Raw genomic sequence first — 26182 nt, 5'->3', positions numbered from 1 at the left:
TCAGCATAACCCTCATCTCAAGTTTACGATACAGTATGCAACGCCAGTTTAATCATATCATGAAAAGTCGTTTGACGCTCTTCTGCCGTTGTTTCTTCTCCCGTTAATACGTGATCGCTTACAGTCAGGATAGACAGCGCTTTTTTGCCGTATTTAGCGGCAAGCGTATATAAAGCAGTCGTTTCCATCTCTACGCCGAGAACGCCGTATCTGGCAAGCTTTTCGATTTGGGAGTCTTCATTGTAAAACTGATCGGCGGTGAATACGCTTCCGACCGCTACGGGAAGATTGTTTTTTTGCGCTTCCTGGTACGCTTTATGAAGCAGTTCGAAGTCTGCGCAAGGAGCATAATCTACACTGCCGAAGGCGACACGGTTCATCTGTGAATCAGTTGAAGACGTCATAGCCAAAATCACGTCACGCACCTTCACGTCATTACGGATGGCTCCGCATGAGCCGACTCTGATTAAGTTTTGAACATCATAGCTTTGAATCAGTTCATTCACATAAATAGAGATAGACGGAACACCCATGCCGGTGCCTTGGACTGATACTTTTTTGCCGTTATATGTACCCGTAAATCCGTACATTCCTCTGACTTCATTATAGCATTCCACATTTTCAAGATAAGTTTCCGCAATAAATTTCGCTCGGAGCGGATCTCCCGGCAAAAGCACTGTATCCGCAATTTGACCTTTTTCTGCGTTTATATGTACACTCATTTCCTTTTCCTCCTGCCTATTCAAACTCCCACCCATTGTACACTGAATAACGGTAAGAGACAATCATCAGCATGATCAGGGCGATCTTGGGCAGAATATGCGGGATGACAAGCCTAAAGAAAAAGGAGTGAACATAATGGGCAAAAAACAGCGCAACCGGGTGACCGGCCAGAAAAAGAACAATCACGTGCCCGTTTCAGACGTCATTGCAGCTGATGAAGCGCATGGAAAAGAGCATTCCGCCGCTAAACGGAAGCCTTAACACAGTCTTTCCCAGACAATACGGAAGCCGGCTGAAGATTCAGCCGGCCCCGTCTTACCTCGGCTGGACGAGCAGCCGGTTAATTTTGCTCCATCCCGCAGGGTTAAGCCTGTAATAGGTCTTTCCTTTTCTTCCTTCGTCTATGAGTATGACATCTCCGGTCGCTATGAATCTGGCTTGATAGTCGTTTGGGACCGTATCAGGCACATTAAAAACAGAAAATGCCCTTTCCAGTGCGTCTTGATGATTGTCAGCGGCCAGCTCTGTCCGATAGACGACCCTGTATCCCTTTTTCTCGCCGTAGCGGGGTGTTTGAAAAATCGTCATATCATAGGCGCAAGTCTTTTTTTTAAACACGGGCAGCGATAACAGCATCAAGATCCCTCCCTCTTATTTCTTAATAGTATTAGCGTTTTTTCTCATTTTTCCTGTCTCTATTTTTGTCGAAACGGATGATACTTTTCGTCAAGAAGCGCAAAAAGCGAAACGAGGCAAAGTCCGAGACTGAATCCGGCAAGCACATCCGTCGGAAAATGCGCGCCCAAATAAATTCTGCTGAATCCGATCAGAATGACGAGAACCCCGGTAAAGACGGTGACGGCACGTTTTCTTTTCGTGAAAAACGGAACATGCTTGATCAAAAAGTAAGCGATGACGGGATACATCACTGCCGAATTCATGGAGTGGCCGCTCGGAAAACTGTATGAGGTTTCATGGACGAGCGGTTCAAAAGCGGGTCTGGCTCTTTCAATCAATTCTTTTATTTTTATGTTTACAATCCGTTCAATGAGAAAGAGAAGCGGCAAAAAAACAACATCCGGCGTTTTTTTGTACATATACAGAGCCGCGCCTGTCAAAAGAAGAAGCGGCAAAAGCACCGCGGTCGTGCCGAGCTCCGTTATCCATAACATCAATTCATTCAGCCAGGCAGCCCTGATCCTGACAGCCGCTTCTATGACACGCTCATCAAAAACCCGGACGGCTTCTATCCGGATCGCTGCTGCGAGCAGAATAAACAATGCGAAAAGACTTGCTGGCTTGTACAACGTTTTCCCCCCATGTTTCATTCTCCCGAGCTGATTGAAAAAACCGAAGCTTTTTCACTCCGGTTCCGCAGTTTCAGTCTTCATCAAGCTCTTCGTCTATCATACATTTTTCTAATAAATAATCAAAGGTGATGTCGGCTATTTCGAAGATTTCCTCTTCACTCGGTATGTACCCGCGCATAGCAAGCTGACTGTAAAAATAATCAGCTATTTCTTCTGTGTCAATCACAAGATCTATTTCTTTCATGCAAACACCGCCTCCTTTTTTATGTTTTATGAAAAAACCGTTCAAATTATACCCGAAAGTTCTAAACGTTTTGTCCGCTCATATACTTTTAAAAAACAAGCCCCGGAGGGAGAAAAGATGATGACGAAAATGATGGCTTTATTGGACGGAGATGGATTTGATGTCGTATTGGAAAAAGTGCTGAAAGGAATGTCGTTTGTCATCTTTGCCGGCTGTCTGCCCTGGTTTTTATATGTCACCGTCCGTTTTTTTGCCGGCTAGCTGAAATGCTCCCGCAGGCTTTCCAGCACAAAATTCATCATATCTTTATATTCTTCGTCACCGAACAAATGATAAAGAATCTTATAATCGTTATAAATATCAAGCAGCTCATCTACAATCGATACCGCCAGCACATGCAGGGCATCGGGATCATCAGCATCGCCTTCAAACTGAAGAAGAGCAGACGCGACGGTATCCTCGCCGATCTCATGAGATGCTTCCCCAACATAGTGGACAAACAGCAGCTGATGCACAAACTGATCCATTTCATATTTTCTCAGAACCAGCGTGAGATCCTCTTCCTCCGTTTCAAGCCACTCTCCGTCTTTCAGCCGAGTCAGCTCATAAATAATATCCTCCCAGCCATCCTCTAAATATCTCCATATTTCAGTTCTGTGGCCGATGACACGGAATAATTCCTTTCCGTAGTCCTTTACATATACTACGTCGCCGATCAGAAATTCATATTCAATATCCAATTTTTCCATATCGACGATCACGCCCTCATAATCTTTATAAAGCTGGATGGACGATTCAAAATAAAGCACTTCATTATGATTGACTTCGTAAAGATAATGTTTATCAATTTGATGAACCTTCGTAATGGTGCCGACGGTTCCGTACATCACGACGACCACGATGTCTCCCACTTGAAATTTCGGTTTATCTGGCTTCATGCTGTCTCCCCCTTGCCGCGGACTGTCATACGCTATCGTATGCCGGCCGCCATCATTTCGCATGGGCATGAAAACCACAGGAAATATCTATTTCTGCACCTGTTCAAAATGTCAAAAACCGCAACATGCTTGTGCGTTTTTTCACTTACCGTAACAGAAGCGTCTGATGCCATTCCGCTCTCGATCGACTGAGCAGTAACAATGCTGAGACAAAAAGCTTCTATTTTTTATGATTTTTTGTTTTTTTCCAAAGGTAAATACCCGGCCCGAAGGCATGTTGACAATATCACCGCCATGATGTTCAAGATTTGCTGTGAAACACATCATCGAAGGTGTATGGAGATTCAATTCCGGCTGCATATTTGCAATCGCTTGATTATCATGAACAACCAAACTCGTTTCGGCTTTCAATGAAGGCACAACTTCAATCCGCTTCAACCTTGTCACATAAAATCCCCTTTTCCGTCCAAACGTCAGTGCCTCATCAGTCTTACCTAATGAATCATTTGATTCCTCTCACTTCATTTAAATGTTTGATTATTTCTCCGTGAAAAGAGACTCCTTACCCGGGACCCCGCCGGCAGCAGGCTGATCCGGTGAACTCTGCAGCTATACATTCTACTGCCTTATGATACGTGCCTTCAGGAAGATTTGTTTACGAGCTGATCAAAACGGACGGCGTTGCGGGATTTGATCATACGGCACCTCATAAGCGAGTGATTTCAACAGAAAAAAACCGCACAATGTGCGGTTTTTCGTCAGGCGTGATGCACCTCGGTCTCATATTTTTCCCAAGCTTCATCAAATGTCGCCATCGTTTCTAAATAGTCGGCGCTCAGTTCTAAATAAGAACTGAGCTCGTGATAATCGCTTGACGTTTTCGGAAAGCCGTGATCTTCGTATGCCTGATTCGCAAACTGGCTGATTGCGTCCTGCGGCTTGGGATGCCTGTATTTCATCAAATAGTGATAAAAGGATTTCATGGGTTTCCCCTCCTGATGACTGTCTTTTGTTGTACTATTATACAATTCAAGTGTGAAATTACAACAAAAGAAGACTAGGAGAAGTCAAAATAATTCCGTTTCAAGATCCGTTCTGTCTCCATCAGCTCTTGATATGTGAGTGTTTCCGGTAATTTTTTTGCATTGACTAAAAAAAGCTGATTTTCGATTTCTGCTATGACCGCTTCCTCCTGATAAGTCATGCCGCAGGAGGAACAGGCGAATGCGGGTGTTTCTGTAATTTCTATGGCCCTCGTACCGTCAGGAAGCTCCCAGTACACAGCCGCCTGACAAGCTGACGCCTTCTGATTGCCGCACCACTCGCATGGCTTCACGGCGATTCACCTCCGACTTCCGATCCTGCTTTTTGCTCTTTCTTTTGCTGTGCAATAAATTTCTTTTCTTTCAATTCATCTCTCTTTTCCCTGCGGTCTTTCAGCGTTTCATGATCAGGGTTTGATGTGAACGTTTTCCTCCTGTCGATCCTCGATACATTTTCTGGTGTGAACGAAACCTCTTTGTCCGCGAAAATGGCGCTCAGTCCGACCGGCTCGCGTTTGGCCATCGTTCCAGGAAAAACAGATTCAAAATAGTCGTCGGCTTGATTCGGGATATAGTTTTCCGGCTCGGGATAAGATGTAATCACCCCTTCGAAGTTTCTGATCACAACTTTCTCCGGACTTTGGGAGAGCAAGTAGTTCGGCTGCAGGGCGATTTTACCGCCTCCGCCCGGGGCGTCGACGACAAAGGTCGGCACGGCAAAGCCCGTTGTGTGGCCCCTCAGTCCTTCAATGATTTCCAGCCCTTTTGACACAGGCGCTCTGAAATGGCCGATTCCCTCTGACAAATCACATTGATAAATATAATACGGACGCACGCGGATTTTCACTAAATCATGCATGAGTTTTTTCATAATCGGCACCGAATCGTTAATGCCTGCTAAAATAACGGCCTGGTTACCGACCGGAACACCTGCGTTAACGAGCTTTTCACACGCCGCAACCGATTCTTCCGTCAGTTCGATGCTCGTATTAAAATGAGTGTTCAGCCAGACCGGATGATATTTTTTCAAAATCTCACAAAGGTTATCCGTTATCCGCTGCGGAAATACAACGGGCGCTCTCGTTCCGATCCGGATAATTTCAAGATGGGGAATGTCACGCAGGTTTTTCAAAATATATTCCAGAATCTGATCGTTGATTAAAAGCCCGTCTCCGCCGGAAATCAGGCAGTCACGGATTTCCGGCGTTTCCCGGATGTAAGCGATTGCCGCATCGAGCTGTTTTTTCGGCACCCCCATTCCGATCTGTCCGGAAAAACGCCTTCTGGTGCAATATCGGCAATACATCGAGCATTGATTTGTCACCAGAAAAAGAACGCGGTCGGGATAGCGGTGCGTAAGACCGGGAACCGGTGAATCTTCATCTTCAAACAGCGGATCTTCAAGGTCATATTTCGTTTTGTGCATTTCTTCTGACAGCGGCACGGACTGCATGCGGATCGGACATCTCGGGTTATCGGGATCCATTAAAGAAGCATAATAAGGCGTAATGTTCAGGGGAATGGTTTTTACAGACATCCTGACGCCTGCTTCTTCCTCTTCGGTCAAATGAATGACTTTTTTCAGGTCATCGACGGTTCTTACAGTATGGGTGAGCTGCCACAGCCAATCATTCCACTTGTCTTCCGGCACATCTTTCCACAATTCAATCTCCTTCCAATGACGCTTCGGCTGAAACCATTTGTTTGTCAAACGAATTCCTCCTTATGAATGGCCAAACGTAAAGTCTTGCACCATATATTCATATTTTCGAGCCCTTCTGAAATGCGGCAGTTGTTCACAAGCCTGCCTCTGTAGCCGTATCCCGCTTGGTACAAAACGGCATTCATCCCGTAAGACGCTGCACGGGCCAAGGAAAAAAGATGGATGATTCCCCGGCCCGCGAGTTCCTGCTCCAACGCTTTAAACAAGTGTGCCGTTACGGAGTTCCCCCTGTAATCTGACAGAACCGCGCAATCGGTCATTTCAGCGTGCCCCAATACCGGATTGATATCTGCGCTTGCCGCCCCAATGAGACGATCCTGATCGAATGCGGCATAATAGATGGTGTTTTCTCTCATTGTTTTTTTAATATAAAGGGGATTAAAGACAGGAGTCGGATAGGTAAGAAAAACATGTTTATATAAGTGCGTTAAAAGGTCTGCATCATCTTCGTCCGCTTTTCTGAACATCAGCGCGCTTTCTGCCTGAGTCAGTCCCCGCCGCGGTGTCTCATATAAACGGTCAACAGTCGAATCTTCTGATACATATGAATCTGACCGTCTCCGTTCCTCTGCTAAATAGCGCACCATCACAACAGCCTCATGCCCGTTGTAATACCCGTCTATGACACCCTCAACAATAAAAAGATGCTTGACAAATTCCGGCTCATCGCCGCGCTTGGCAAAGAAAATTACCTTTTGGGCTCCTTCTTGCTTTGCTTCTGCCAAAACGGCCGGAATAAGCGCCGTGATCTGTCCGTCATAACGAATGACTCTGAGCCGCTCATTGAAACGGTCTGCATCAATCTCGGCCGCTCCCTTTTCAGCCCTCAGTTCCTTTATCAGCTCCGTCACCCCCATCTGCCACCCCGCACCATTCCATGATAAAAAGAGAAATGATTTTGACGGCATCGATTAACGCCCGCATTTCAATGTATTCATTCGCCTGATGCGCCGCTTTGACTTCTCCCGGCCCGAAGACGATGACCGGCGTCTGTCCCGCGTGCTGCAAAAGCCCTCCGTCCGTTCCCCACGGGGACGCTTCACGAACCGGTTTTGCCCCTTTCATTTTCTCAAAAGAAGATTCCAGAGCGGAAATCAGCGGATGCTCATCCGGGAGATCATTCGGAAGCCACTGAGCCCCAAACCATTCTATTTCCGCCGGGTGGTGTTTAAACCACTCATCCCGGTACTCCAAATCTTTCAGCCAGCTTGCGAGCTCTTCTTTTACTGCTTCGGGCGTTTCATCCGGAGCTATTCCGCACCTGCCTTCTATCACCACACGGTCAGCTACCGATGATGGCCACGTTCCCCCTTGGACGGTGCCGATATTAATGGGAACCGGGATCGGAACGTCCCGATAAAGCGGGTCTGTGATACGGGCGTTGCGGACGTGTTCAAGCTCTTTAAGGGCTGTGATGACATGCAGGCTTTTTTCAATGGCGCTCACCCCTTCATAGCGGGTGCCGCCGTGTGCGGACAATCCCCTTACCGTAATGCGGAACCACATAGACCCTTGCTGCTTAACAAACAGCTTTAAATTAGTCGGTTCGGGAATAAGCGCCCCGTCAGCCTTGTAGCCCCTCATAACAGCCGCCAGTGTTCCCGCGCCGCCGCACTCTTCATCTATGACACTTTGAAACAGAACATCTCCTTTTAATGTAATCCCGCAGGCTTCAAGCGCTTCTAACGCAAACAAGAGAGCTGTATTGCCGCCTTTCATATCCGTTGACCCGCGGCCGTAAACTTTGCCGTCCTTTTCAACAGCGGTAAACGGTTCATACGTCCATGCGGCGGGATTTCCTTCCGGGACAACATCAATATGTCCGTTCAGTATCAGTGATCTTCCGCCCCCGGCCCCTTTCTTTACAGCTGTGATATTCGGGCTTTCATGGAAGTCTTCGCGTTCCGATACGAAATAAGGATGCTCTTTCAAATGTTTGACACTCGGCTCCCATACATCAATATCCATGTCAAACTGTCTCAGTTTTTCTAAAACGACTGCCTGCGCGTTAAATTCATGGCCGAACGTGCTTTTTTCCCCGATCAGCCGTTTCAGCAAGCTTACCGCTTTTGCTGTGTTTTCTTCCGCCCACTCAGTGACTTTCTTTTCTAATTGATCCATGGACAGGCCCCCTTTTAAGAAAACATTCTCCCAATCTGATCTCGGCATCCGTTGTTTGAATGACATCGTCTATGGTCGTGCCATTCAGCAGTTCCTCAAGAACAAAAGCCCCATCATCTATGCTGATGACGGCTTTCTCTGTAATGATGAGATCTGCACAGCCCGCTGCTGTAAGCGGCAATGAACAGCTTTCGACCAGCTTCGGCCGTCCTTTCTGATCGGTGTGGCTCATGACGACAACTACTTTTTTCGCGCCTTGGGCAAGCTCCATCGCCCCGCCCATTCCGGGCACTTTTTTTCCCGGCACGAGCCAATTGGCGAGATCACCTGTCCTGCTGACTTGGAGCGCGCCTAAAATGGTAATATCTATCAGCCCTTTTCTGATCATGGCAAAAGACAGAGCTGAATCAAAATAGGAAGCACCCTTAACTGTACTGACAGGAAACCCGGCCGCATTGCATAAAAGCTCATCCTCCTCTCCGCGCTCCGGACTGCCGCCGATCCCGAGGACGCCGTTTTCCGCCTGCAGCATTACCTCCATGCCGACGGGCAGAAAGTTCGGCACTAAAGAAGGAATGCCGATCCCCAGGTTGACAATCATACCTGAGGTAACTTCACTGGCGGCCCGCCTCGCGATACTCTCTCTTTCCGCTATTCCCAAGCCCATTTCCACTTCACTCCTTCACTTTGCACGACACCCTCCACGAAAACGCCCGGCGTTACAATATGCTCGCTGTCAAGTTCGCCGGCAGGCACAATCTCTGCCGCCTCAGCAAATGTTCTTTCGGCCGCCGCAGCCATCAGAGGGTTCATGTTGCGCGCCGTTTTGTCAAACGTCAGATTCCCGAATTCATCAGCAGTATGTGCGGACACAAAAGCGAAATCAGCCGTCAGCGCTTTTTCAACTAAATAGGACTTTCCGTCAATCGTTACGGTTTCTTTGTTTTCACAAACGGTTGCGTTATCAATGCCGATATCAGTTAATATACCGCCTAGCCCCGCTCCGCCTGCGCGAATCCGTTCAGCAAGCGTCCCTTGCGGCGAAAATTCCACCTCAAGCGCTCCGTCAGTCATTTGTCTGCCCGCGACAGGATTTGAGCCGATATGGGAAGCGATCAGCCTTTTTACCCGCTTATGAACGATAAGCGGGCCGATGCCGATTTCCGGAAATCCGGCATCATTGCAGATGACGGTCAGCTCTTTAACGCCGCTTTCCAAAATCGCTTCGATTAATGACGGAGGTGAACCCACTCCCCCAAAACCGCCGAACATGATGACAGATTCGTCCTTGACATCGGCAATTGCTTCATGAATATCGATTTTTTTATGAAAAATAGACATATCAGCTCAATCCTTCTTCATTATTTTTTCAACTTCTTCTGCGGCCTGGGAAAATAGATCTGACAGCTCATCCAGCTCGGCATATGAAATCGTGAACGGCGGGGCGATGATGACGGCGTCTCCTTCTCCGCTGTCAATACCAGGCTTTGCAGGGTAAATAAGCAGGCCCCGTTTTTTTGCCGCTTTAATGATTTTTTCGGTGAAGGCCTGTTTTTTCGAAAAAACGTCCTTCGTCGTTTTATCCTTAACGAATTCAACCCCGATCAGGAGGCCTTTACCGCGGACATCCCCAATCACCCCGCTGCGCTCTTTGATTTCTTCTAATTTCCGCTTCAGCATTACGCCTTTCTCCTCTGACTGCCGAAGCAGCTCGTGTTTCTTAACATAGCGAAGCACTTCAAGCGCCGCTCTTGCACAGTATGGGTTGGCACTGTACGTATGTCCGCTCATAATGACCCCGGAGCCCCGCTTGATCGTTTCAATGATGTCATCAGACGCAACGGCTGCCGCTATCGGAGCGTAACCGGCGCCTAACCCTTTCCCGAGCACCGCGATATCAGGTGCGATCCCCCAATGCTCAGAAGCAAGCATCCGCCCTGTTCTCCCGAGCCCCGTCATGACTTCATCCGCGATAAACAAAATACCGTGCCGGCGGCAGACATCCTCAAGCGCTTCATAATAACCTGCCGGCGGAGTGATGGCCGCCCCCGCTGCTCCGACAATCGGTTCTGCGACAAATCCCGCGATAAATGAGGAACCGATCCGCTGAACAGCCGTTTCCAGTTCAGCCGCCGCAGCTTTCACAAATTCCTCTCCCTGCAGCTCTGAACGATACATATTAGGCGCTGAAACGGCAGGAAACCGTTCGAGCAACTGGGTGAAGCGGTATCTCCGTTCGTAGAACCCCGATAATGAAAGCGCTCCCAAAGTAATGCCGTGGTAACTGCCCCATCTTGATAGAAAGACGGATTTTTGGTATTGCCCTTTTTCCTGCCAATATTGAACGGCCATTTTCATCGCTGTTTCGACTGCCTCTGAGCCGCTGTTTACAAAAAATGACCAATTCAGCCCGCCCGGCAGATGATCCGCCAGAAATAAAGCCAGTTCTTCTGCCGGAGTACTGGTGAATTGCGAGCGATACACAAACGAAACAGAGTCAAGCTGCTCTTTTAAAGCTTGTATAATATCCTCCGTGCCGTGGCCGATATTGCAAGTGACCGCCCCCGCTGCTCCGTCAAGATACTTGTTCCCCTCCTGATCATACACATATGATCCCTTTCCATGACTGACTGACGGATAATTTGCGTCAAGCTCCGGTTTGATTAAATAGCTCCCCATATCTTTCCACCTCGAAAACCCATTTGCTTCATTGTATGAACAGATGAATAACCGCATTCTTATCCTTCAGAAAGTTTTTTGCAGAAAATACCTTTCTGTAAAACAGGCTGCCGGAGATGTCCCGACAGCCTGAAAAGCGTTCTGGAAATTCTATTCCTATTGTTGATTTTATTCTTTGCTCAGCTCATTATCACATCATTTTTGATCTGAATCAGTATAAGCAGAAGGCGGAAAATTCCCGTCTTCTTTACCGTATGGGAATCAATATTTCACACAAATGATGATTCACCTTTTGTAAAGTATACCTTTCGATAATGGGCTGCTCTCTGATTGATAAATTATTTTTTTCGATCTCAGAAAAAACAGTGTTCCAAAATCCACTGACTGCCTCTTTTGTATGATCAAGCAAGAAAACAGCGTACTTCCCTCCGGAAAATGTACCGATCCGGGCTGGTTCAGGCACATGGTCTTGATTGATAACAAGACAAACATCATAGCGGCATTTCTCTTTAGGAGTACGATTCGGATGATCTTGCGGAATTCCTAAAATGACAGAATGACAAAGCAGACCATTCAATTGCGCCCAGTTTTTAAATGACCTCCATCAGTTCTTTGTTTTGCTTTCCGCCATACTCTCCGATGTTTCGGAAATAAGCAATTTTTGATTCAGGTAATTCTTCAATCGTTATGTTCACATTTTCGCCCCCTTCTCCAGAAAGGTAGTATGTATTAAAATGTTTTTCAAGCTGATTTTTCAGCATGGATATAACAAAAAGCCTGCAGAAAGTGATGTTCTCTGCAGGCTGATTTTCATTATAGGATTTTTTTCAGTCTAACAAATAAAAGCCGCACCGACGATGATTAATAAAATAAACAATACCACGATCAGCACAAAAGTGCTGGTTCCGCCTCCGCAGCCGCCGTGCCCGTAACCATAGCCAAAACTGCCGCAACCGTAGCCATATCCGTATCCGTACATACGCAAATCATCCTTTCTTCTTACGATATACGGCATTGTATGCGGGCCAACTCCCAATTGGTTTATGCGAATGCCCAACTATGTAAGAAAATAATGAAAAATTGTATGCACGCGCCGAAATCTTTTGAAGCCGAGTTTTTCATAAAAGCGGTTTACACCGTCCATCCCGGACGTCACAAGGTATACGGTTTCCATGCCGTTCAGCTTTGCCGCCGCCATCAGCTCATTCATCAATATCGATCCGTAGCCTTTTCGTTGGAATTGATCCAGAATTGCGACTTCTTCTATTTTTGCAGTTTTATCTGCTTTGTTGATGAAAAGCTCTCCGCAGCCGATCGGAATCGTTTGCGAGGCGTCGCTGTAGCACACGACAAGCATAACCGTTCCGTCCTTATACAAAGAATATTTCCGCTCAAGCTTTTGTTCGGCCGCCGCCTCGCCAATGTAAAGAGCATCATAGATGTTCATAATAGACGACCCGTCGGCGAGGCTTTTTTCCGTCCCCCAAGCAGTGAGCGGGTGTCCGGCCTGCAGGTCCCTATTTTCCAGTTTCCTTGCAAAAAACAGCTCATCTTCCACTACGCAGCCCTGCTTTACGAGATTTTGTTTCAGAAGAAGCGGAAACGCGTGCTCCGGAGCCGCTTTCACATGAATATAATTGGCTTGAAGCAAGCCCGGAACGGACGAAAAAAACGGCAGCAGTTTGTCTAACGGAAATGTACGGTGCAGCTGAACAAAGTTATGCGAAAAAATCTGCGGCAAAAAAGGGTCCGTATATACACTGAAATGCTCGAACCTCTGAATGCCGGAAGTAAGCTCTATATACTGCTTCTCGGTTTTATCAAATTGATCGGTCATAAAAGCTCTCCTTTTCCTTACACATCCAACTGCATCCCTCAACCTTTTGTTATATTGAGATTTCTCATAATTTCATCGTACACCGGATAGAACGGCATTCCAATTGGTAATTGTTTAATTTGCTGAAAGGAAATGGGTATCGCCTTCTGATTCGCAAAAAAGCGTTTCGCTACGTCATGACTGATCGGATGGAGAACCCCTCTCAAATAAACATAAAATTCCCGTTCAATGCGAAACAGCATTCTCCCGGGCAGATGTTGAATACAGCCCGATGTCTCCCGGCTGATCGGCGGACCGTCCGGAAGCGATTGTATTTCGGCCCGCTCTAAAGCCGGGATGTCATGCTGTTTAAATCGGTAAAAGCGAAATGCGCTATGATCAACCAGCCTTTTCTCCCCGTCTTCTATAAAATAAACATGAAACTGATCCCTGACGAGCTGAAAATTCGGAATACTGACGGAGTTCTCTTCCTCATATTGAAATAAAAACGGATCCGGAATGACGACGGTTCGGCCTTCATATAACGAATGCCAGCGCTCGTTTACAGGCTTCCTTTTATTTCGGTCAAGCTGATATACTTTCTGATCCGTCCCCTTTACAAAGGATCCGTCGATCAGGACAGACGGAAGCGATTGATACGTGTTCTGAAATGAGTGGGGTGTTTTATAGGTCGTATCCAACACTTCTTTTATCGGCAGAAATGATGTAAATGTGTTGAGCCTGCTCCAAAAAACAGAGTCTCCGTGATTCCAATGCATAACATCTTCGTCCCAAAAGCTGCCGAACTTCTCTTTCACACGCTCAAGCAATGATCTCCGGTGCATCACTGAACAGTGATCAACGAGAAAAGCGGCCTGATCTAGCACCTCTTCAGCAAAACGATAGAAGTGGAATTGTTCTGTTCCGCGCCCGTTTACATGTATCACCTTCTGGCTGGAATAGACGGCATCAAACTCGCTGTATTGATTAAGCGCTTCCGCCATGCGGCTGAGCCTATCCGGATGAAATACGGTGTCGTCTGTCAAATAAGTGATGTATTCGCCTTTAGCCCGTGAAAGCGCATCATTAATCAAAACGGCATACCGGGTGGACTTCAGCCGTTCGGCAGGATTGATAAAACTGTTGTCATAATATATGCGAGGATCTTTTATATACGTACTGATGGCAGCCGAGGTTTCTTCATTTGAATGATCATCCATTACAAACAGCTCCCAATTGCTGTAGGTTTGATGCAAAACACTTTCAATCGCCTGTTTCACAAGATCCGGTTTGTTGTAACTCGTTAAGATAATTGAGATCTTCTTTTCCATCCCATCACCCTTCTGTAAAACATAAAAAACGGCTCCGAAAGAGACAGAGCCTGATATCCGTTATTAAAAAGCACCCCAGCTGACGATGCTTGAAATTGCGACGTTTGATCTCGTATGATTGAGCGGATTTTGAAAAACGGCCAAATCTGACAGCACTTCTTTGACAATTACGTTTTGCAGTGTGCTGCCGTTAATCAGATTGACGCGTGATACAGGAACCCCAAGCTCTTTTGCCATTACAAGCTGACGCCGCAAATCTGAATGATCTCCGGACGGCTGACGGGATAACAAAAGAAGAAGAAGCAGTACGAGCTGAAATTCCTCCTCAAAACCCCCGTGTTTTACAGTTTCTTCCGAATCCAAAATATTCCTCTCCTTCATTTTTTAATCTATACAACGTATGTCATACTCTTACAAACCGCATAGGCAAACAAAGCCTGATTCGAAAATTCAGCTGTTTGATTAAATATTGAAAAAAACACAAGCAAAACGGCATTCGACTTATACCAATCTCTTCAATCAGGAATATGAATAAACGTGAGGTTGAAATTGTTAAAGGAGGTGTATGTCCGCATGAGCGAGGATCGTTTGGAGCTTAAAAAGGAGTTATTGAAAACTCTTTTAGCCCCTGTATTTGACAACAGCGCTTTATCTGGCGGTACAGATGGAGGAGATAATGTGGAAAACAAAGTAAAAGAATTATTGGAATCGGCAATTGATGCAAAAGTAGATGAAGCAGCGGCGAAAGACAGTCTCAGCGCACAATCTGTATTGGGAAGCGGTATTTCATTAGCTGCGAGATGGATTTTTGCAAGAATTCAGCCCGGCACTGTCATCAGCATTGTGATGGATTCAGGAGACATGATCGGCCCGGTTCAATTTGTTGCCTTTGACGAAATTCACGGAATCGTTTTTGTTACGCAGGAAAATTCCGTTACACCGGCAGGCTCTGCTACAACATTGCTTGACGTCGACAAAGTTGAAAGTGTCACGTTCACTTCGTAACAGCATATGAACGTTTTATATATCCGTTCAGGATATAAAGGCATATACACGTATTTTGACCGCTGGATTGAGGAAGGCTTTTTACAGTCTTCCGTCCGCTTTTTTTCTGTTTTTGAGTTTGAGGAAGATACCATCCGCAGTATACGGGCATTCAAACCAGACATCAGTCTGATGATGACGGGAGACCGTATTCCGTCTGAATGGCTTCAATGGCTGAAGACAGAACAGATTCCCGTTTATCTATGGATGACGGAGGATCCTTTTTATTTCGATGTGAGCATGACAATCGCCCCGCTTGCCGATGCCGTTTTAACGATAGAACAAAACGCGCTTGATGCTTACCGGCAAATGGGCTTACAGCACGTATATTATGTCCCGATCCCCGTTAATCAGCGGCTTTTTAAGAAACAACCTGCTGAAGCTTCTCTTCACACAAATCTGCTTCTGATCGGATACCCGTACCCGAACCGCGTTGAACTGGTGAAAGCAGCGGCGAAGCTTCCGTATACGCTTCGTATCATCGGGAAGGGATGGCGCAGACATCTGCCTAAAAAAATCGCCAGGCAGCAAAATGTGCTCGTAATGGATGAATGGATTGCACCCGAACGTGCCGCATTATATTACAACAGCGCAGACGTGGTCTTAAACCCTCACCGTTCTTATCGGTTTGCACTCAATCAGAACGGACGCGGCATCGAAAATATCAGTTTAAATACGAGAAGCTTAGACATTGCGGCTTGTCAGGCCTTTCAGCTGACAGACCTTTCTCCCGCGCCCCCGTTTTCATCCTTTGTTTCTTACAGCGGGCTTGCGGATTTTGCGGATAATATCCATTTTTATATGACAAACCCGGGTGAACGTAAACAAACCGCGGCGCTTAATTATCAAGAGACAGTCCCGGCGTACACGTATGACCAGATTCCGGCTGTGCTTGCGGCTATCCGTTCCAAGACTTTCTCATGAAACGCTCTTCACATCAAAAAGCAGCTTGGATAAGCTGCTTTTTTCATGTTTATTTTCCGCTTCTGTCAGTCAGTTTTCTCGGGTCAACCTGTTTATTGACCTGCGGGTGAAAGCCGATTTTATCAGCGATTCTTTCCCATGGCACCATTTTAAAATTTTGATTGGCCTTTTGGCCGTGATCTATATTTTCTCCGTCCTGTGCGACAAAAAGGCCGAACGGATATTCAGGTCCCAGCCCGAAACCCAGAACGTCAATTCCGTCTGTATCGCTTGTGCCGTCTGTTTCAGGCCCGTCTGTTATCTGAAAGTCCGCAACATATTTGTTCTGTCCCTGTCTTTCATAAATCGCGTAGCTGCTGTTACCCTGGCTTGATGCAAGCAAATAACCTTTCCCGTCAGCAGCGTAGTAAATCGTCAGTCCTTCAATATCAGGGGTTAAATGCCTGCCGTCGGCACGATCGATAACCGTTCCGTTACTGCCGCCGTCCGGCTCAGCGCTGAACTTCCAGATGGCCTCATCTTCTTCTGCGATATAAAGACTGCCGTATTCATCGTCTGCTGCCATCCCTTCTGTCTGAGAATTCATTTTAAACGCCCTTACCTTTTTGCCGGATATGTATCCATTTTTATCAGCATTTAATTCGTATTGTTCAAATTCGCCTTCTTTCCCTGTCACCATCGCGTAATATTTTCCTGTTTTTTGACTGTGGTACAAGCTGAAACCGTATACTTCATCAATTGCTGACGCAATCGGGCGGTCTGGGTTCGTAATGCTTTGTAATGTGCCGTTTTTCCCGTCAATGGCGTAAATCTCAATGGTATTCTTTCCTTCAGACCGATTGGATGCCGCCGCAATATCGACTTTTTTTCCGTTCAACGGAAAATCATAGCGGATATCAACATTGTTCAGCTTCCCGGTAGGATAGGAATGAAGCATCTTTCCCTCTAGGCTGTACACGACTAAGCCTGATTTTTTATTGGTTGTGATCAATTTGCTGTTCTGAGGATTCTTGGGGTCCAGCCAAATCGCAGGATCATCAGCTGCATCACCTGCTGTATCAACCGGTTCCGTTTCCGCCGCCGCATTCACGGTAAAATGATAAGGATCAGACAGCTTATGCTTGGCCTGGGAAGAAACCGCACCGCATGTGAGCATCAATCCGGCTGCCGCGGTTAACAAAAGTGTTTTTGAATGATTCATTTTCCTTCCTCCTTTTATGAAAGTGTACTTTAATTGTAAAATACATACAGGAATGTCAGTGTTAAGTTTTTGTGAAGATTGTCCGCATGTGAGAATTTATGAAGAGAAAGAATTGACATGAGCAAATATTTAGAATGAACATTTAGTACAATGTTTTATTTGTGATTTCTATTCTATTAATCGGGTAAAGCGATATGAAAGCGCATCAGATTAATGTTTTTCTCTAATTTTTGATTTATTGGTTTCTTTCATTAACTCGCTGAAATTGTTCAACATATGATGCATGGTAGAGAAACGAGAGTTGGAGGATAAGCCATGCCTAAACAGCAAGCAGTAGAGCTACAACCGTTTTTTCACGATAAAACTGTTCTCGTCACAGGCGGGACAGGATCAATCGGAAGCCAAATAGTAAAACGCCTTTTGCTCTTAACCCCTAAAGAAGTCATTGTGTTCAGCAAAGATGACAGCAAACAATATGTGATGAAACAAAAATACGCGGATGAACAAAGACTGTCATTTGTGCTCGGCGATGTTCGTGACTACAGAAGAGTCAACCAAGTGATGAAAGGTGTTGATATTGTCTTTCACACAGCTGCGCTGAAGCAGGTTCCGACATGTGAGGATAATCCCTTTGAAGCCATTCAAACCAACCTTATCGGCGGACAAAATGTCGCAGAAGCCGCTTTGCTGCAAGAGGTGACGCATGTGATTAATATCAGTACCGATAAAGCCGTTTATTAAGATACTTACTACAAACAAATCAAAAAAAGAAGCTTACTCTGCACTCCTTTCCAAAGCAGCCTCCAATAAATGCTGAGCAAATTGTTTATAAAATTCATCTAAGTCATTACTGGCTTCATCCTGATCTATATAGCGGATACTGTAATTATCTTTATGGACAACCTTTATTGTTTTCTTCTTTAATTCCTCATAACGTTGGTAAGGTTCCAAAACTACACCCCCGCTTTCACAGGAGTATTATATGTATGTAATGGTTCGTCTCTTGACTGTTCTTTCTTTATCAAAGCCTCGCAAGCTTGTTCAAATGTACGGTTAACTTTTTTCTTTATCCAGCGTTCAGTACCGATCTCTTCGCATATGAATACGGGAATGCTGGTTTTATTCAAGGTGCCCAGTAATTCAAAAATGTGTTCTTGGCATGTGCCTTCTCCTTGCACTTGAGTCAACAATCGTCAAGGATTAAGCTACCGCGAATGAGGTAAGGTTTGAAGAAATTTATTTCTGTTCAATATGCCGCCTCAGTTTTGCAGCGGTATTCCTAGGAATTACAGAATATGTACTAAATCCTTTCAAACTTTGAGATGTTTGTTTTTGGCGGTGAAGATTCATTTAATTTTTTATACCAAATACGAATTTTTTGCCCTTTGCTCAAGTCATCTTTATTGTTAAGTTGACTAAGTCCCAGTAATACTATATCCGATCTATACTTTTCAATAATCTCTTTTTCACTAAGATTTTCATAGTCTTTAACATCAGCTTTTTCATTAGGTATGAGAATTGCTTGATTCTCTCTTTTTAAAATGACATAGCCGACCATAGTTTGCTCAGCCTCCATAAAATGTTTGTTATGTTGATTTTGACACCCTAATGTTATACATAACAAAATTAACAGCATTATAAACACTCTATACAAGTTCAAACCGCCCTTCTTGCATATTTGTAACAAGAATAAAACACTGTTTTAGGAAATGACAGACTAAAACGCCTCATGTTTATGAATTTAAACAAATTCCCCCCCTAGACAAATGGAACACGGCGAGGTCTTCACCATTATAGAACCGCACAATTGCATCATGAAATATTCAATTGGCTGATCAACCACATCACCTTCTTTAAGCGATCTAATGTTTATATAAGGTCCTATAAGTCTATACAGCCTTTCCGCTTAATCATTTTGCTTATCTATAAGCAGTTTACATTAACTAAGGATATGTACAGTTTTTCAGACATGTTCAGCTTGTCTTGAAATGCCGGATTGCTTTATCTTGTTCTTTACTTAAAATGTTTATCATTTAATCATGCTGACTTAATATAATGTTTAAGTGTTTTTATATGGGGGGAATATGTGTAAGGAGGCGGTTTATTTGAAAAACGATCAGAAAATAACGCTAAACTCTTCTTTTGCGTTATCCACTCTTATTGTCTTACTTATTGCATTGTACCCGTCCTATTCTTCTTGGTTTGTCACAATATTCTTTTTAGGATTTGCACTAATATACACATTTGAAAAAAAGAGCAAATCTTCAAAACTAATTGCTATTATCTCTTATCCATTATTTATTGTTGCGTTTGTTTACAGCATAATAAACAGCATGTCATGATCCACTCTAAATTTGTTCTTAAAATTACGATTTTAAGTTAAGTTTAAACTGCATTATGTTGAGAATATCACCTTTAATTGGTAAGCTGACATCTAAGGTCATACTTATACAAAGCAGGTGATATATTGAACAAAATAATCGGAATGACCGGATTAATTATCTCCTTACTTGTGCAAGGGTTCTCAGCAAGTGATTCATTGACTCATAAGATCGCCATGGCTTGTCTATTTTTGTTCTTATTGGTTTATAATTTCAACCATACTAAGGAGTTCTCTAAAAAGTCTCTGGCGATTATAGGCACTTCCTTTATTGTGCTAATGCTTGGAATTTATCAATTGCTCTTTTTTACCGATGATTACTTTGAAAGTCGCGGTTTAAATTTTGGATTTATCCTCTTACTTGAAATTGTTTTAGTTATTGGATTAGTGACTGCTGCGCTGAATTTAATTAAGCATATTGCAGACCGCTTAAGGAAAACACCTGATGGTAAAGAGCGTTGACTCTTTGCCTTTTTTTAGCTAACCATTTCTTTTTATGCCGTCTTTCTATGTACAAAATCAAACGCAATATCGATTTTTGCCGGCTCTCTTCTATCAAATGATGAATTGACTCCAGACATTCCATCTTAATGGACTCTTCTTCATTTTTCACCAGAATTTCTCGATCAATTACCTTTTTGACAATTTACAAAAGATCCAGTCGCATTGCTCTCTTTGATAAGAACTCTACATTTCTAATAGCAAGATTGAATATTGTTTGTTAATACACTTGGCCCCAACTTTTGCGTCTTAGAATTTGAAAGACGCACTTGCACTTTAACATTTGTCATTTCAGCTGATATGGAATCAACCCTTCCAGCCCAATTAGGGCTCTCTTCCTCGGGAGTCGGATATAGTTTAAATCGCCAACTGACCTCTCCTGTTTTGGAGGCAAATCCTTCATAACCGTCGTAGCTTCCATAAGAAGATGGTTGAGGAAGGTGGACAGCAAGAATACTCATATTCGTTCTTGCAGCACTTGGCGGGTATAACTGCACTTTATAGATTAGTGCCGCACCCTTCGCATTTTTCAGTTTTTGATTTACCGGTTCGAGTACTGCACTACAAGGCATTGGACTTGCTTTCATTTGAGTTGGAGAGGCAATAACAGCAGCCAATAACGGTATAACCAAGATAAATCGTTTCATCTACATTCCCTCACATTTTTTTGTTAATTTCCCTTACTCCCGCCTTGAATATTCATCACTTTTGAATGGTTAGCTTCATTAAAAGGTGAAAAAGGCAGTACTGGAGCTAAAGGAGCTATTGGTGCCGCCGGTAAAGATGGAAAATCAGCATATGAATTAGCGTTCAACAAGGTTTCTCAGGAACATTAGATGAATGGCTTGCCTCACTAAAAGCAACAGCAAACTAAACACGTACCCTTCTCTAACGAGGAGGGTATTTTTTTCGTTTTTTCAAATTGGAAAATCCCTAAATCTCTACATCCTTTTACAATTTTTTCAATGACTATGTTATGATTATTTCCAAGGGATTTTGGAAATTTTCAGAAAGAGGGGTTTGGATGAGCAAGATCGCTTCAGAAGTTGTCGCTACTACACTGAATGATTGGTACATTGCTATAAAGAAACAAAAGGTACATGAGTCAATAAAATATTACTCAGAGATAAAAAGCCTGTTCGATGACATGGAAGAGGATCAAGAAGTTCTTGCATATTACAGTTTATTAGAAGAAAGACACAAAATGTTGCTACATTCTTCACGCGGAGAGCCATTACAAAAGCACACTTATTTCACTGAAGAGAATGAAAATTTCATAAAAAGAACGAACGATAAATTGGAATATAACTTTTATTTATTCGAAGCAATGTACGAGGCATACAACAAAAATTATGAACGAGCAATTAACTTATATGGAATAGCGGAGAAAAAACTTGCAGAAATTCCGGATGAAATTGAAGCTGCTGAATTCTACTCAAAGGTCTCCTACTTATACACTCTTGTTAAACAAAGCATTGTGGCACAACACTACATCAAGAATGCAATTACAATATATAAGCGACACCCTGATTATAAATGCAAACTGGCAACTTCAACAATGATTGCGGCTGCAAACTATTCCGATATGAAACGGTTTGAAGAGTCAGAAACATATTATTTAGAAGCAATAGACATTGCACAAGAAACACAGGATGAATATTTGGAAGCTCAGTTATATCACAACCTTAGTATCGTGTATTCTGATTGGGACAAACCTGATAAGTGCATTAAATCTCTCGAAAAAGCTATTGAAAATGAATCTTGGATGAATTCAAATTATTATATAAATTCTTTATTCATGATGATTAAGGAACTATTTAAAATTGACGAAAAAATGAAAGCCATTAATTTTTACAATAAAGCACAGGAAAGACTCATATTAATGGAGAATAAGATATACGAAGCCAAAATTAGCATCCTATTCAACCTATATTGCGGTGAATTAAAAAACAACTTCAATAATTGCATCCGTTATATTGAGTTTTTAAAACAACAAAATGACCTTGAAAGTGTAGATGAATTGTCCTACATAGCTGCAAAAAGGTTTGAATCAATAGGTGCTTTTGAAGAAGCAACAAGCTTTTTCAATGAAAAAATTTGGGCTGAACAGAAAATGAATCAGGTGGAGGGAATCTTATGAAAAAAATTGTGCTTTGCGTATCTATTTTAACTGTAATTTTAAGTGGGGTAGCTTTAACGCAATTGAGTACAGATTCACCATCTAACATCCAGATAGCTGAAAGGCCAGTCGGAGGTTAAAAAATTAATTAATTTAGCCCTACTCATATGAGTGGGCTTTTTATTTTATGATTTGTGACCACCTGTCAAACCTGCTCTATGCAAAGCTGTGCCTCCAGGTGTATAAGAAACAGCTCGTAAGATCGCTTTTGATCCGTATTTATTTCTTATCCCCTCCATAACAAAATTATGGAAGCATGGGCTGGAAAAGGGTAAGGAATTATCAGAACAACTGGAGTAAGCGATTCAAAAGCATAAGGGCGCAGATATCTATGATAAGGTAAAGGCTCAGACATATGCTAGTAGTAAAACAGATAAGCCTTATTCAGTTGCTGCAACCAAAAAAGTACAAATAAATAGTATTGCTCTAAACTTGTGTGGCAATCATACAAAAATTCAAAAGGAACGGACCTAGACAGTAATGGAGGCGCACTTGTCACATCTGGATATTAACCGCTCATCAAATGTCCACTCTGTAAGTACTTCTAAAATTAATCCAACCGAGGATAAAATCTTTTTTATCTATTCAAATCCACTCATCAACAAAAGCGTACTCATATCCACATCCCAAGGAGAAGAATTTAATAAACGATACTTTAAGGTACCGGATATACCATATATCCAAAAACGTTACATATATTAACAAATCCTGATACACCTGCTTTCTTGAGTACGGTCAAGATTTTTCTTTTGAAAAATTCGATTTACAATTTCCATATATGAATACAAAGTTTAAAGATCAAAAACTTTATGTGATTTCACAAGAGGAAAACAAAAAAGGCATTGGTGGCTATATGGGGATTTTTGATATCCGTACTAAAAAGAAACTTAATGAATTTGATTTACCTGAAGAAGAAACAAAAGTGCAGTACTTTATGGTTTTAGATTAAACATAAAGAATAAGTTGCAAAGCAAAAGCCCCTTCCTGAATAAGGGGCTTTAATTTTAAATTAAATAGATGTTTTATACGCGTTAATGGCTTGATTTCTCAAAAGCATATTATCTTTCGTCACCATTCCAAGATTGTATGCTTGTTTGATGATATCCAGCACTTGATTATCTGTTTCAGTTACAGCTCGTCCACCCGTTATTCTGGATTTCCAGTAATCGAACTGGTGATTTAATTCTGAAGTGCTTTTAAGGTTTTGATTATCAACCACTTTTCCGTTCTCGAGCGCATCTTTAAATTCATCAAAATTAATTGAACATTGCTGATTCGAATTACTTCCTGCGCCTTCTGTCGCTAAACTGCAAAATGCTAAAAACTTAGGGTCTTTCGTAATGTTGTAAGAGTTATTAAGGCCTTCCATAACATTCACCCTCTCTCAAATTTTACAACGTTGCTGTAAATGATTTTCATGTTTTTCCCAAGACCTTCAACTTGAATCTCATTTGAAGGAAGTTCGTTCATTGGAATTTCAATGTATTTGTCCCATCCTACCACTACCCTGTTTTGCCCAAGTATAGCATCATATTTGTATATGTTCGCTTCACCTTTGTATAACAAATTCCTTCCGTTTGGTATTATTTCACATGTTATTTATCGGTAATTCCAGCGAGATATTCAACTTAAATTCGACCAAATATAATAGATGGAAAAACAGTTTCTTTTCAACCAACAGTATCTTATTTCATTATTTCATACAAAAAAAGCTCTCAAAAAGAGAGCTTAACTTTGCAATACTTCTACTTAATCGTCCCAATCTTCGTCCTCTTCCCAATTTTCTTTTGCTTCTTCAAGCTCTTCCAAGAAAAATTGCAGAAAGTTATCTGCAACCTTGTCACCATAACCGGCTTCATTTGCCCAAACTATTACTGGACATTCGTCGTTTTCCATTTTGTTTGTATCAAGGCAATAAGAGAATTCATCTACATCTTCTATAACGATAATACCGTCACTTAAATTATAATAAGTTCTATATTCCTCAGTAACTGTAACAACCCTTGCAGAAACTTTCCCATGGCCTAGTATATTTACCCCGTAAATTCCACCGGAGCCATATTTATTTAAAAACCACTTATAACTCTCGGGAAGTTTTACATTTAAACGATTTTGTATCGCTTTGATTTTTTCTTCACTTATTCCGCCTGTAAAATCATCATCTTCAGCGTTTTCTTTAATAAATTCTTCAATTTCATGATAAGTCATTGTTACATTTCTCCTTTTTCAAATTGGCTCGCTCTCCATTTCCAATATCTTCGTTGGAAGCTTTTATACTGATTCCGCAACTCCCTGTCATTTCTAAAACTTTCCCCACCTTTTTTCAATCCATGGAGAACTTTTTTATTATTTTGATGAACAGAAACTGGAATTTCCACCATCGTTCCTGGCTCTTCTTGAATTAAATGATGTAAGTTGATTTTTGTGCCATCATTAGCAAAAGGAGCGTCACCTTTTTTCATAAGTTGTAAATTTGTTTTTCCGCTTTCAGTATCAACTTTGTTTATATCAATATCTTTCAACGTGTATACTCTTCGACTTACATCTTTAGTTTTACCCGAAGCTTTTACCTTCCCTTTAACTTCAAAGGCGCCATACTTCTCTTTATTTAGCCAAGGGAGAGTTAATTCCTTACCTGTAAACGGCTTTCTACTCTCATCTAATTTCTTCGCATTAGTTAATAGTTGATTTTTAAGGTTTTGGCTGTCAACCACATTGTATGGTACGTCACCCGACAGAGCAAGATCATATTTAGAGTTATAAGGAAGCAGTTCTGGAAGTTTAACGTCTTTAATTTTCTTCCCTGCCTGTCCTGCCTTGTTTATGACCTTCCCCGCCGCATCAGCTTTGTTAACGGCTCCTGCGCCTTTCGTTCCGACGACAGCCACAGCTGCTGAACCAATTGCATATGTCACCCATCTTGATCTGGAGTAAGCATCTCCGTTCACCATATCTTTTTGATATGATTCCTCAATTGCTGCTGAAACAGCATCATATGTTTTAACTGGATGAAGTACTGCATTACCCAGTGCTGACAAGGTTTCTCCCGGATCGGTTATGAAGTCCCATAAACCGGTTACCGTGTCTTTCCCGACATCATATAAACCAACGCCAGCTCCTTTTAAAATACCCCAAGTCACTTCTCCGACTTCTTCAAGCTGTTTTGCTTGTTCAAGCTGAATGACATATTGCTGCTGGGAAGGTTCAAGGTTTTCATAGCCGATCTTCTTCGCAATTTCCAAGTATTCATCCGGATCGGTCACACCGTCAGCGAGCTTTTTCTTCAGATCCTTGATTTCCCGCTCTTTTGCTTCTTCCTTCTTAAACGTTAAATATGTGTCTGAATGTCTTGCAATCTCGCCTTTTTTCTTATGTATGTCACTTTCCCTGTACGCCTTGGCGTTATAGTGAAGCGGAGTGGCGTTTTTTCCTTTGCCCGTGGCATTTTGGAGCTGCTGAAAGTCGGCCTGGATGAACTGTTCGTTCGCTTCTGTTTCGGCGTATTCTTTTGTTAGATCGTGATCAAGCTTGCCGAGCCTATTTACGGTATCGTCCCGTTTTTTGTCTGCTGATTCCAGATTTTGATCGACATCTTCTGTAGAGAAAACATCAAGATGAATGATATCGCTGATTTCATTTATGATGTCCTTGAGTTCATTGCGCTGCTCCTGCATGATGGCTTGTGATTTATTCTTCGCATGAATCAGCTCGTGTTCTAAAAATGACTCTTCCACAAACGAATCGGCCAATCCGGCATCAGATACTTTTCCAGAAATACTGTTAAGAAACGCAATCTTCATATCGATCAGATCAAGCCAGCTGTCTGTGACACCGGCGTGATCTTGAAAGAATGCTTTAATGTTGTCGGCGCCTTTGCCTGAAAACTCACTGTCATCTAAATCAGCCATTCCCTGAAATGCTTTTCTGAGATTGATAAATTGTTCTCTAATCTGATCGTATTGTTTTGCCCGCTTTTCTGCGGCTGAAATGAACGAGGCTACTTCAAATACTTTCATTTACGGCTC

At 43.0% G+C, this 26182-nt stretch carries 33 protein-coding genes and 4 pseudogenes; 10 read left to right on the top strand and 27 right to left on the bottom strand.

Going from position 1 to position 26182, the window contains the following annotated elements; genetic code table 11:
• Positions 1-23: 23 nt before the first annotated feature.
• Positions 24-722 (bottom strand): purine-nucleoside phosphorylase, encoded by a 699-nt coding sequence (gene deoD, locus AC3WTF_RS03510; RefSeq protein WP_003153702.1) that lies wholly within the window; start codon positions 720-722, stop codon positions 24-26.
• 136 nt (positions 723-858) lie between these two features.
• On the opposite strand from deoD, the gene AC3WTF_RS03505 reads away from it, so the two are divergent.
• On the top strand, positions 859-984 hold the full coding sequence (locus AC3WTF_RS03505) for a hypothetical protein (RefSeq protein ID WP_003153701.1): 126 nt from the start codon (positions 859-861) through the stop codon (positions 982-984).
• A 54-nt stretch (positions 985-1038) separates the two neighbouring features.
• On the opposite strand, the gene yodL is transcribed toward AC3WTF_RS03505, so the two are convergent.
• The 3 genes from yodL to AC3WTF_RS03490 form a co-directional block, all read right to left on the bottom strand.
• Positions 1039-1359, bottom strand: coding sequence for a shape determination protein YodL (yodL, locus tag AC3WTF_RS03500; protein WP_047935820.1), 321 nt, complete (start codon positions 1357-1359; stop codon positions 1039-1041).
• Between the two features lie 59 nt (positions 1360-1418).
• Complete coding sequence (locus AC3WTF_RS03495) at positions 1419-2030, bottom strand: phosphatase PAP2 family protein (RefSeq protein ID WP_032866257.1); 612 nt, start codon at positions 2028-2030, stop codon at positions 1419-1421.
• A gap of 73 nt (positions 2031-2103) precedes the next feature.
• Positions 2104-2277, bottom strand: coding sequence for a YozD family protein (locus AC3WTF_RS03490; protein ID WP_003153696.1), 174 nt, complete (start codon positions 2275-2277; stop codon positions 2104-2106).
• Between the two features lie 117 nt (positions 2278-2394).
• Between AC3WTF_RS03490 and AC3WTF_RS03485 the strand changes: the two genes are divergently transcribed.
• The gene (locus tag AC3WTF_RS03485) at positions 2395-2538 is read left to right on the top strand and encodes a hypothetical protein (protein ID WP_032866258.1); all 144 of its coding nucleotides are present in this window, start codon (positions 2395-2397) and stop codon (positions 2536-2538) included.
• Here the strand turns inward: AC3WTF_RS03485 and yodN are convergent.
• From yodN to cgeC, 15 genes and pseudogenes are all read right to left on the bottom strand, one after another.
• Entirely contained in the window at positions 2535-3215 is a 681-nt protein-coding gene (gene yodN / locus AC3WTF_RS03480) for a germination protein YodN (RefSeq protein WP_003153690.1), read from the bottom strand. The two genes, AC3WTF_RS03485 and yodN, sit on opposite strands and share 4 nt — an antisense overlap.
• A 145-nt stretch (positions 3216-3360) precedes the next feature.
• Positions 3361-3692 (bottom strand): annotated as a pseudogene (locus tag AC3WTF_RS03475) (VOC family protein).
• A gap of 281 nt (positions 3693-3973) precedes the next feature.
• Positions 3974-4198, bottom strand: coding sequence for a YozE family protein (locus AC3WTF_RS03470; RefSeq protein WP_007407941.1), 225 nt, complete (start codon positions 4196-4198; stop codon positions 3974-3976).
• Positions 4199-4272: 74 nt separating this feature from the next.
• Positions 4273-4551: a YokU family protein gene (locus AC3WTF_RS03465; RefSeq protein WP_012117773.1), complete on the bottom strand. Its 279-nt coding sequence runs from the start codon at positions 4549-4551 to the stop codon at positions 4273-4275.
• Positions 4548-5969 (bottom strand): lysine 2,3-aminomutase, encoded by a 1422-nt coding sequence (kamA, locus tag AC3WTF_RS03460; protein WP_492314193.1) that lies wholly within the window; start codon positions 5967-5969, stop codon positions 4548-4550. Before kamA ends, AC3WTF_RS03465 begins: the two co-directional genes overlap by 4 nt.
• Entirely contained in the window at positions 5966-6838 is an 873-nt protein-coding gene (gene ablB, locus AC3WTF_RS03455; protein ID WP_047935822.1) for a putative beta-lysine N-acetyltransferase, read from the bottom strand. Before ablB ends, kamA begins: the two co-directional genes overlap by 4 nt.
• Positions 6801-8102, bottom strand: a complete 1302-nt coding sequence (locus AC3WTF_RS03450; protein WP_492314192.1) for a peptidase — start codon at positions 8100-8102, stop codon at positions 6801-6803. Before AC3WTF_RS03450 ends, ablB begins: the two co-directional genes overlap by 38 nt.
• A complete protein-coding gene (locus AC3WTF_RS03445; protein ID WP_047935823.1) occupies positions 8074-8769 on the bottom strand; it encodes a 3-oxoacid CoA-transferase subunit B in 696 nt (231 codons plus the stop codon). The genes AC3WTF_RS03450 and AC3WTF_RS03445 overlap by 29 nt, the downstream gene beginning before the upstream one ends.
• Positions 8754-9443 carry a CoA transferase subunit A gene (locus tag AC3WTF_RS03440; protein WP_015240035.1) on the bottom strand — a complete coding sequence of 230 codons (690 nt, stop codon included), beginning with the start codon at positions 9441-9443 and terminating at the stop codon, positions 8754-8756. Before AC3WTF_RS03440 ends, AC3WTF_RS03445 begins: the two co-directional genes overlap by 16 nt.
• Before the next feature lie 6 nt (positions 9444-9449).
• Complete coding sequence (locus AC3WTF_RS03435; RefSeq protein WP_047935824.1) at positions 9450-10781, bottom strand: aspartate aminotransferase family protein; 1332 nt, start codon at positions 10779-10781, stop codon at positions 9450-9452.
• 247 nt (positions 10782-11028) lie between these two features.
• Positions 11029-11476: pseudogene (locus AC3WTF_RS03430) on the bottom strand (AraC family transcriptional regulator).
• Positions 11477-11613: 137 nt separating this feature from the next.
• Entirely contained in the window at positions 11614-11760 is a 147-nt protein-coding gene (locus tag AC3WTF_RS03425; protein WP_014418145.1) for a YjcZ family sporulation protein, read from the bottom strand.
• 78 nt (positions 11761-11838) lie between these two features.
• A complete protein-coding gene (locus AC3WTF_RS03420) occupies positions 11839-12618 on the bottom strand; it encodes a GNAT family N-acetyltransferase (protein WP_129003401.1) in 780 nt (259 codons plus the stop codon).
• Between the two features lie 38 nt (positions 12619-12656).
• Positions 12657-13928: a glycosyltransferase family 2 protein gene (locus AC3WTF_RS03415; protein ID WP_039063238.1), complete on the bottom strand. Its 1272-nt coding sequence runs from the start codon at positions 13926-13928 to the stop codon at positions 12657-12659.
• A 63-nt stretch (positions 13929-13991) separates the two neighbouring features.
• Complete coding sequence (gene cgeC / locus AC3WTF_RS03410; RefSeq protein ID WP_012117782.1) at positions 13992-14291, bottom strand: spore maturation protein CgeC; 300 nt, start codon at positions 14289-14291, stop codon at positions 13992-13994.
• Between the two features lie 210 nt (positions 14292-14501).
• Here cgeC and AC3WTF_RS03405 point away from each other — a divergent pair, with 210 nt between their 5' ends.
• Positions 14502-14933, top strand: a complete 432-nt coding sequence (locus tag AC3WTF_RS03405) for a hypothetical protein (RefSeq protein ID WP_007407928.1) — start codon at positions 14502-14504, stop codon at positions 14931-14933.
• 6 nt (positions 14934-14939) lie between these two features.
• Positions 14940-15896 (top strand): CgeB family protein, encoded by a 957-nt coding sequence (locus AC3WTF_RS03400; RefSeq protein WP_251248358.1) that lies wholly within the window; start codon positions 14940-14942, stop codon positions 15894-15896.
• Positions 15897-15945: 49 nt separating this feature from the next.
• Here AC3WTF_RS03400 and phyC read toward each other — a convergent pair whose 3' ends face one another.
• The gene (gene phyC / locus AC3WTF_RS03395) at positions 15946-17097 is read right to left on the bottom strand and encodes a 3-phytase (protein WP_094031784.1); all 1152 of its coding nucleotides are present in this window, start codon (positions 17095-17097) and stop codon (positions 15946-15948) included.
• A gap of 315 nt (positions 17098-17412) precedes the next feature.
• Here phyC and AC3WTF_RS03390 point away from each other — a divergent pair, with 315 nt between their 5' ends.
• Positions 17413-17838, top strand: a complete 426-nt coding sequence (locus AC3WTF_RS03390; protein ID WP_003153663.1) for an SDR family NAD(P)-dependent oxidoreductase — start codon at positions 17413-17415, stop codon at positions 17836-17838.
• 33 nt (positions 17839-17871) lie between these two features.
• Here the strand turns inward: AC3WTF_RS03390 and sprB are convergent, their stop codons facing one another.
• Together sprB and AC3WTF_RS03380 are read right to left on the bottom strand one after the other, a co-directional pair.
• Positions 17872-18048 carry a recombination directionality factor SprB gene (gene sprB, locus AC3WTF_RS03385; protein WP_007612049.1) on the bottom strand — a complete coding sequence of 59 codons (177 nt, stop codon included), beginning with the start codon at positions 18046-18048 and terminating at the stop codon, positions 17872-17874.
• 349 nt (positions 18049-18397) lie between these two features.
• Positions 18398-18655: a DUF3221 domain-containing protein gene (locus AC3WTF_RS03380; protein ID WP_223254694.1), complete on the bottom strand. Its 258-nt coding sequence runs from the start codon at positions 18653-18655 to the stop codon at positions 18398-18400.
• A gap of 547 nt (positions 18656-19202) precedes the next feature.
• On the opposite strand from AC3WTF_RS03380, the gene AC3WTF_RS03375 reads away from it, so the two are divergent.
• Together AC3WTF_RS03375 and AC3WTF_RS03370 are read left to right on the top strand one after the other, a co-directional pair.
• Entirely contained in the window at positions 19203-19439 is a 237-nt protein-coding gene (locus AC3WTF_RS03375; protein ID WP_032866265.1) for a hypothetical protein, read from the top strand.
• A 125-nt stretch (positions 19440-19564) separates the two neighbouring features.
• Positions 19565-19939, top strand: coding sequence for a YoqO family protein (locus AC3WTF_RS03370; RefSeq protein ID WP_032866266.1), 375 nt, complete (start codon positions 19565-19567; stop codon positions 19937-19939).
• Between the two features lie 233 nt (positions 19940-20172).
• On the opposite strand, the gene AC3WTF_RS03365 is transcribed toward AC3WTF_RS03370, so the two are convergent.
• Positions 20173-20625 carry a YoqH family protein gene (locus AC3WTF_RS03365; protein ID WP_025284885.1) on the bottom strand — a complete coding sequence of 151 codons (453 nt, stop codon included), beginning with the start codon at positions 20623-20625 and terminating at the stop codon, positions 20173-20175.
• A gap of 377 nt (positions 20626-21002) precedes the next feature.
• Between AC3WTF_RS03365 and AC3WTF_RS03360 the strand changes: the two genes are divergently transcribed.
• Positions 21003-22118, top strand: a complete 1116-nt coding sequence (locus tag AC3WTF_RS03360) for a Rap family tetratricopeptide repeat protein (RefSeq protein ID WP_047935827.1) — start codon at positions 21003-21005, stop codon at positions 22116-22118.
• Positions 22115-22237 carry a PhrK family phosphatase-inhibitory pheromone gene (locus tag AC3WTF_RS03355; RefSeq protein ID WP_021493942.1) on the top strand — a complete coding sequence of 41 codons (123 nt, stop codon included), beginning with the start codon at positions 22115-22117 and terminating at the stop codon, positions 22235-22237. Before AC3WTF_RS03360 ends, AC3WTF_RS03355 begins: the two co-directional genes overlap by 4 nt.
• A gap of 45 nt (positions 22238-22282) precedes the next feature.
• On the opposite strand, the pseudogene AC3WTF_RS03350 reads toward AC3WTF_RS03355, so the two are convergent.
• A pseudogene (locus AC3WTF_RS03350) lies at positions 22283-22402 on the bottom strand (DNA polymerase); the annotation flags it as partial.
• 479 nt (positions 22403-22881) lie between these two features.
• Here AC3WTF_RS03350 and AC3WTF_RS03345 point away from each other — a divergent pair.
• Positions 22882-23106: pseudogene (locus AC3WTF_RS03345) on the top strand (hypothetical protein); the annotation flags it as partial.
• Positions 23107-23166: 60 nt separating this feature from the next.
• Here the strand turns inward: AC3WTF_RS03345 and AC3WTF_RS03340 are convergent.
• The 3 genes from AC3WTF_RS03340 to AC3WTF_RS03330 form a co-directional block, all read right to left on the bottom strand.
• A complete protein-coding gene (locus tag AC3WTF_RS03340; protein WP_047935828.1) occupies positions 23167-23526 on the bottom strand; it encodes a hypothetical protein in 360 nt (119 codons plus the stop codon).
• A 380-nt stretch (positions 23527-23906) separates the two neighbouring features.
• A complete protein-coding gene (locus AC3WTF_RS03335; protein WP_492314191.1) occupies positions 23907-24365 on the bottom strand; it encodes an SMI1/KNR4 family protein in 459 nt (152 codons plus the stop codon).
• Between the two features lie 2 nt (positions 24366-24367).
• Complete coding sequence (locus tag AC3WTF_RS03330; RefSeq protein ID WP_047935832.1) at positions 24368-26173, bottom strand: T7SS effector LXG polymorphic toxin; 1806 nt, start codon at positions 26171-26173, stop codon at positions 24368-24370.
• Positions 26174-26182 lie beyond the last annotated feature (9 nt).

This window comes from Bacillus sp. EB106-06-01-XG163 (assembly GCF_058791615.1).
The sequence above is the reverse complement of the archived record's forward strand: the minus strand, read 5'-3'. Positions and strand labels throughout refer to the sequence as shown.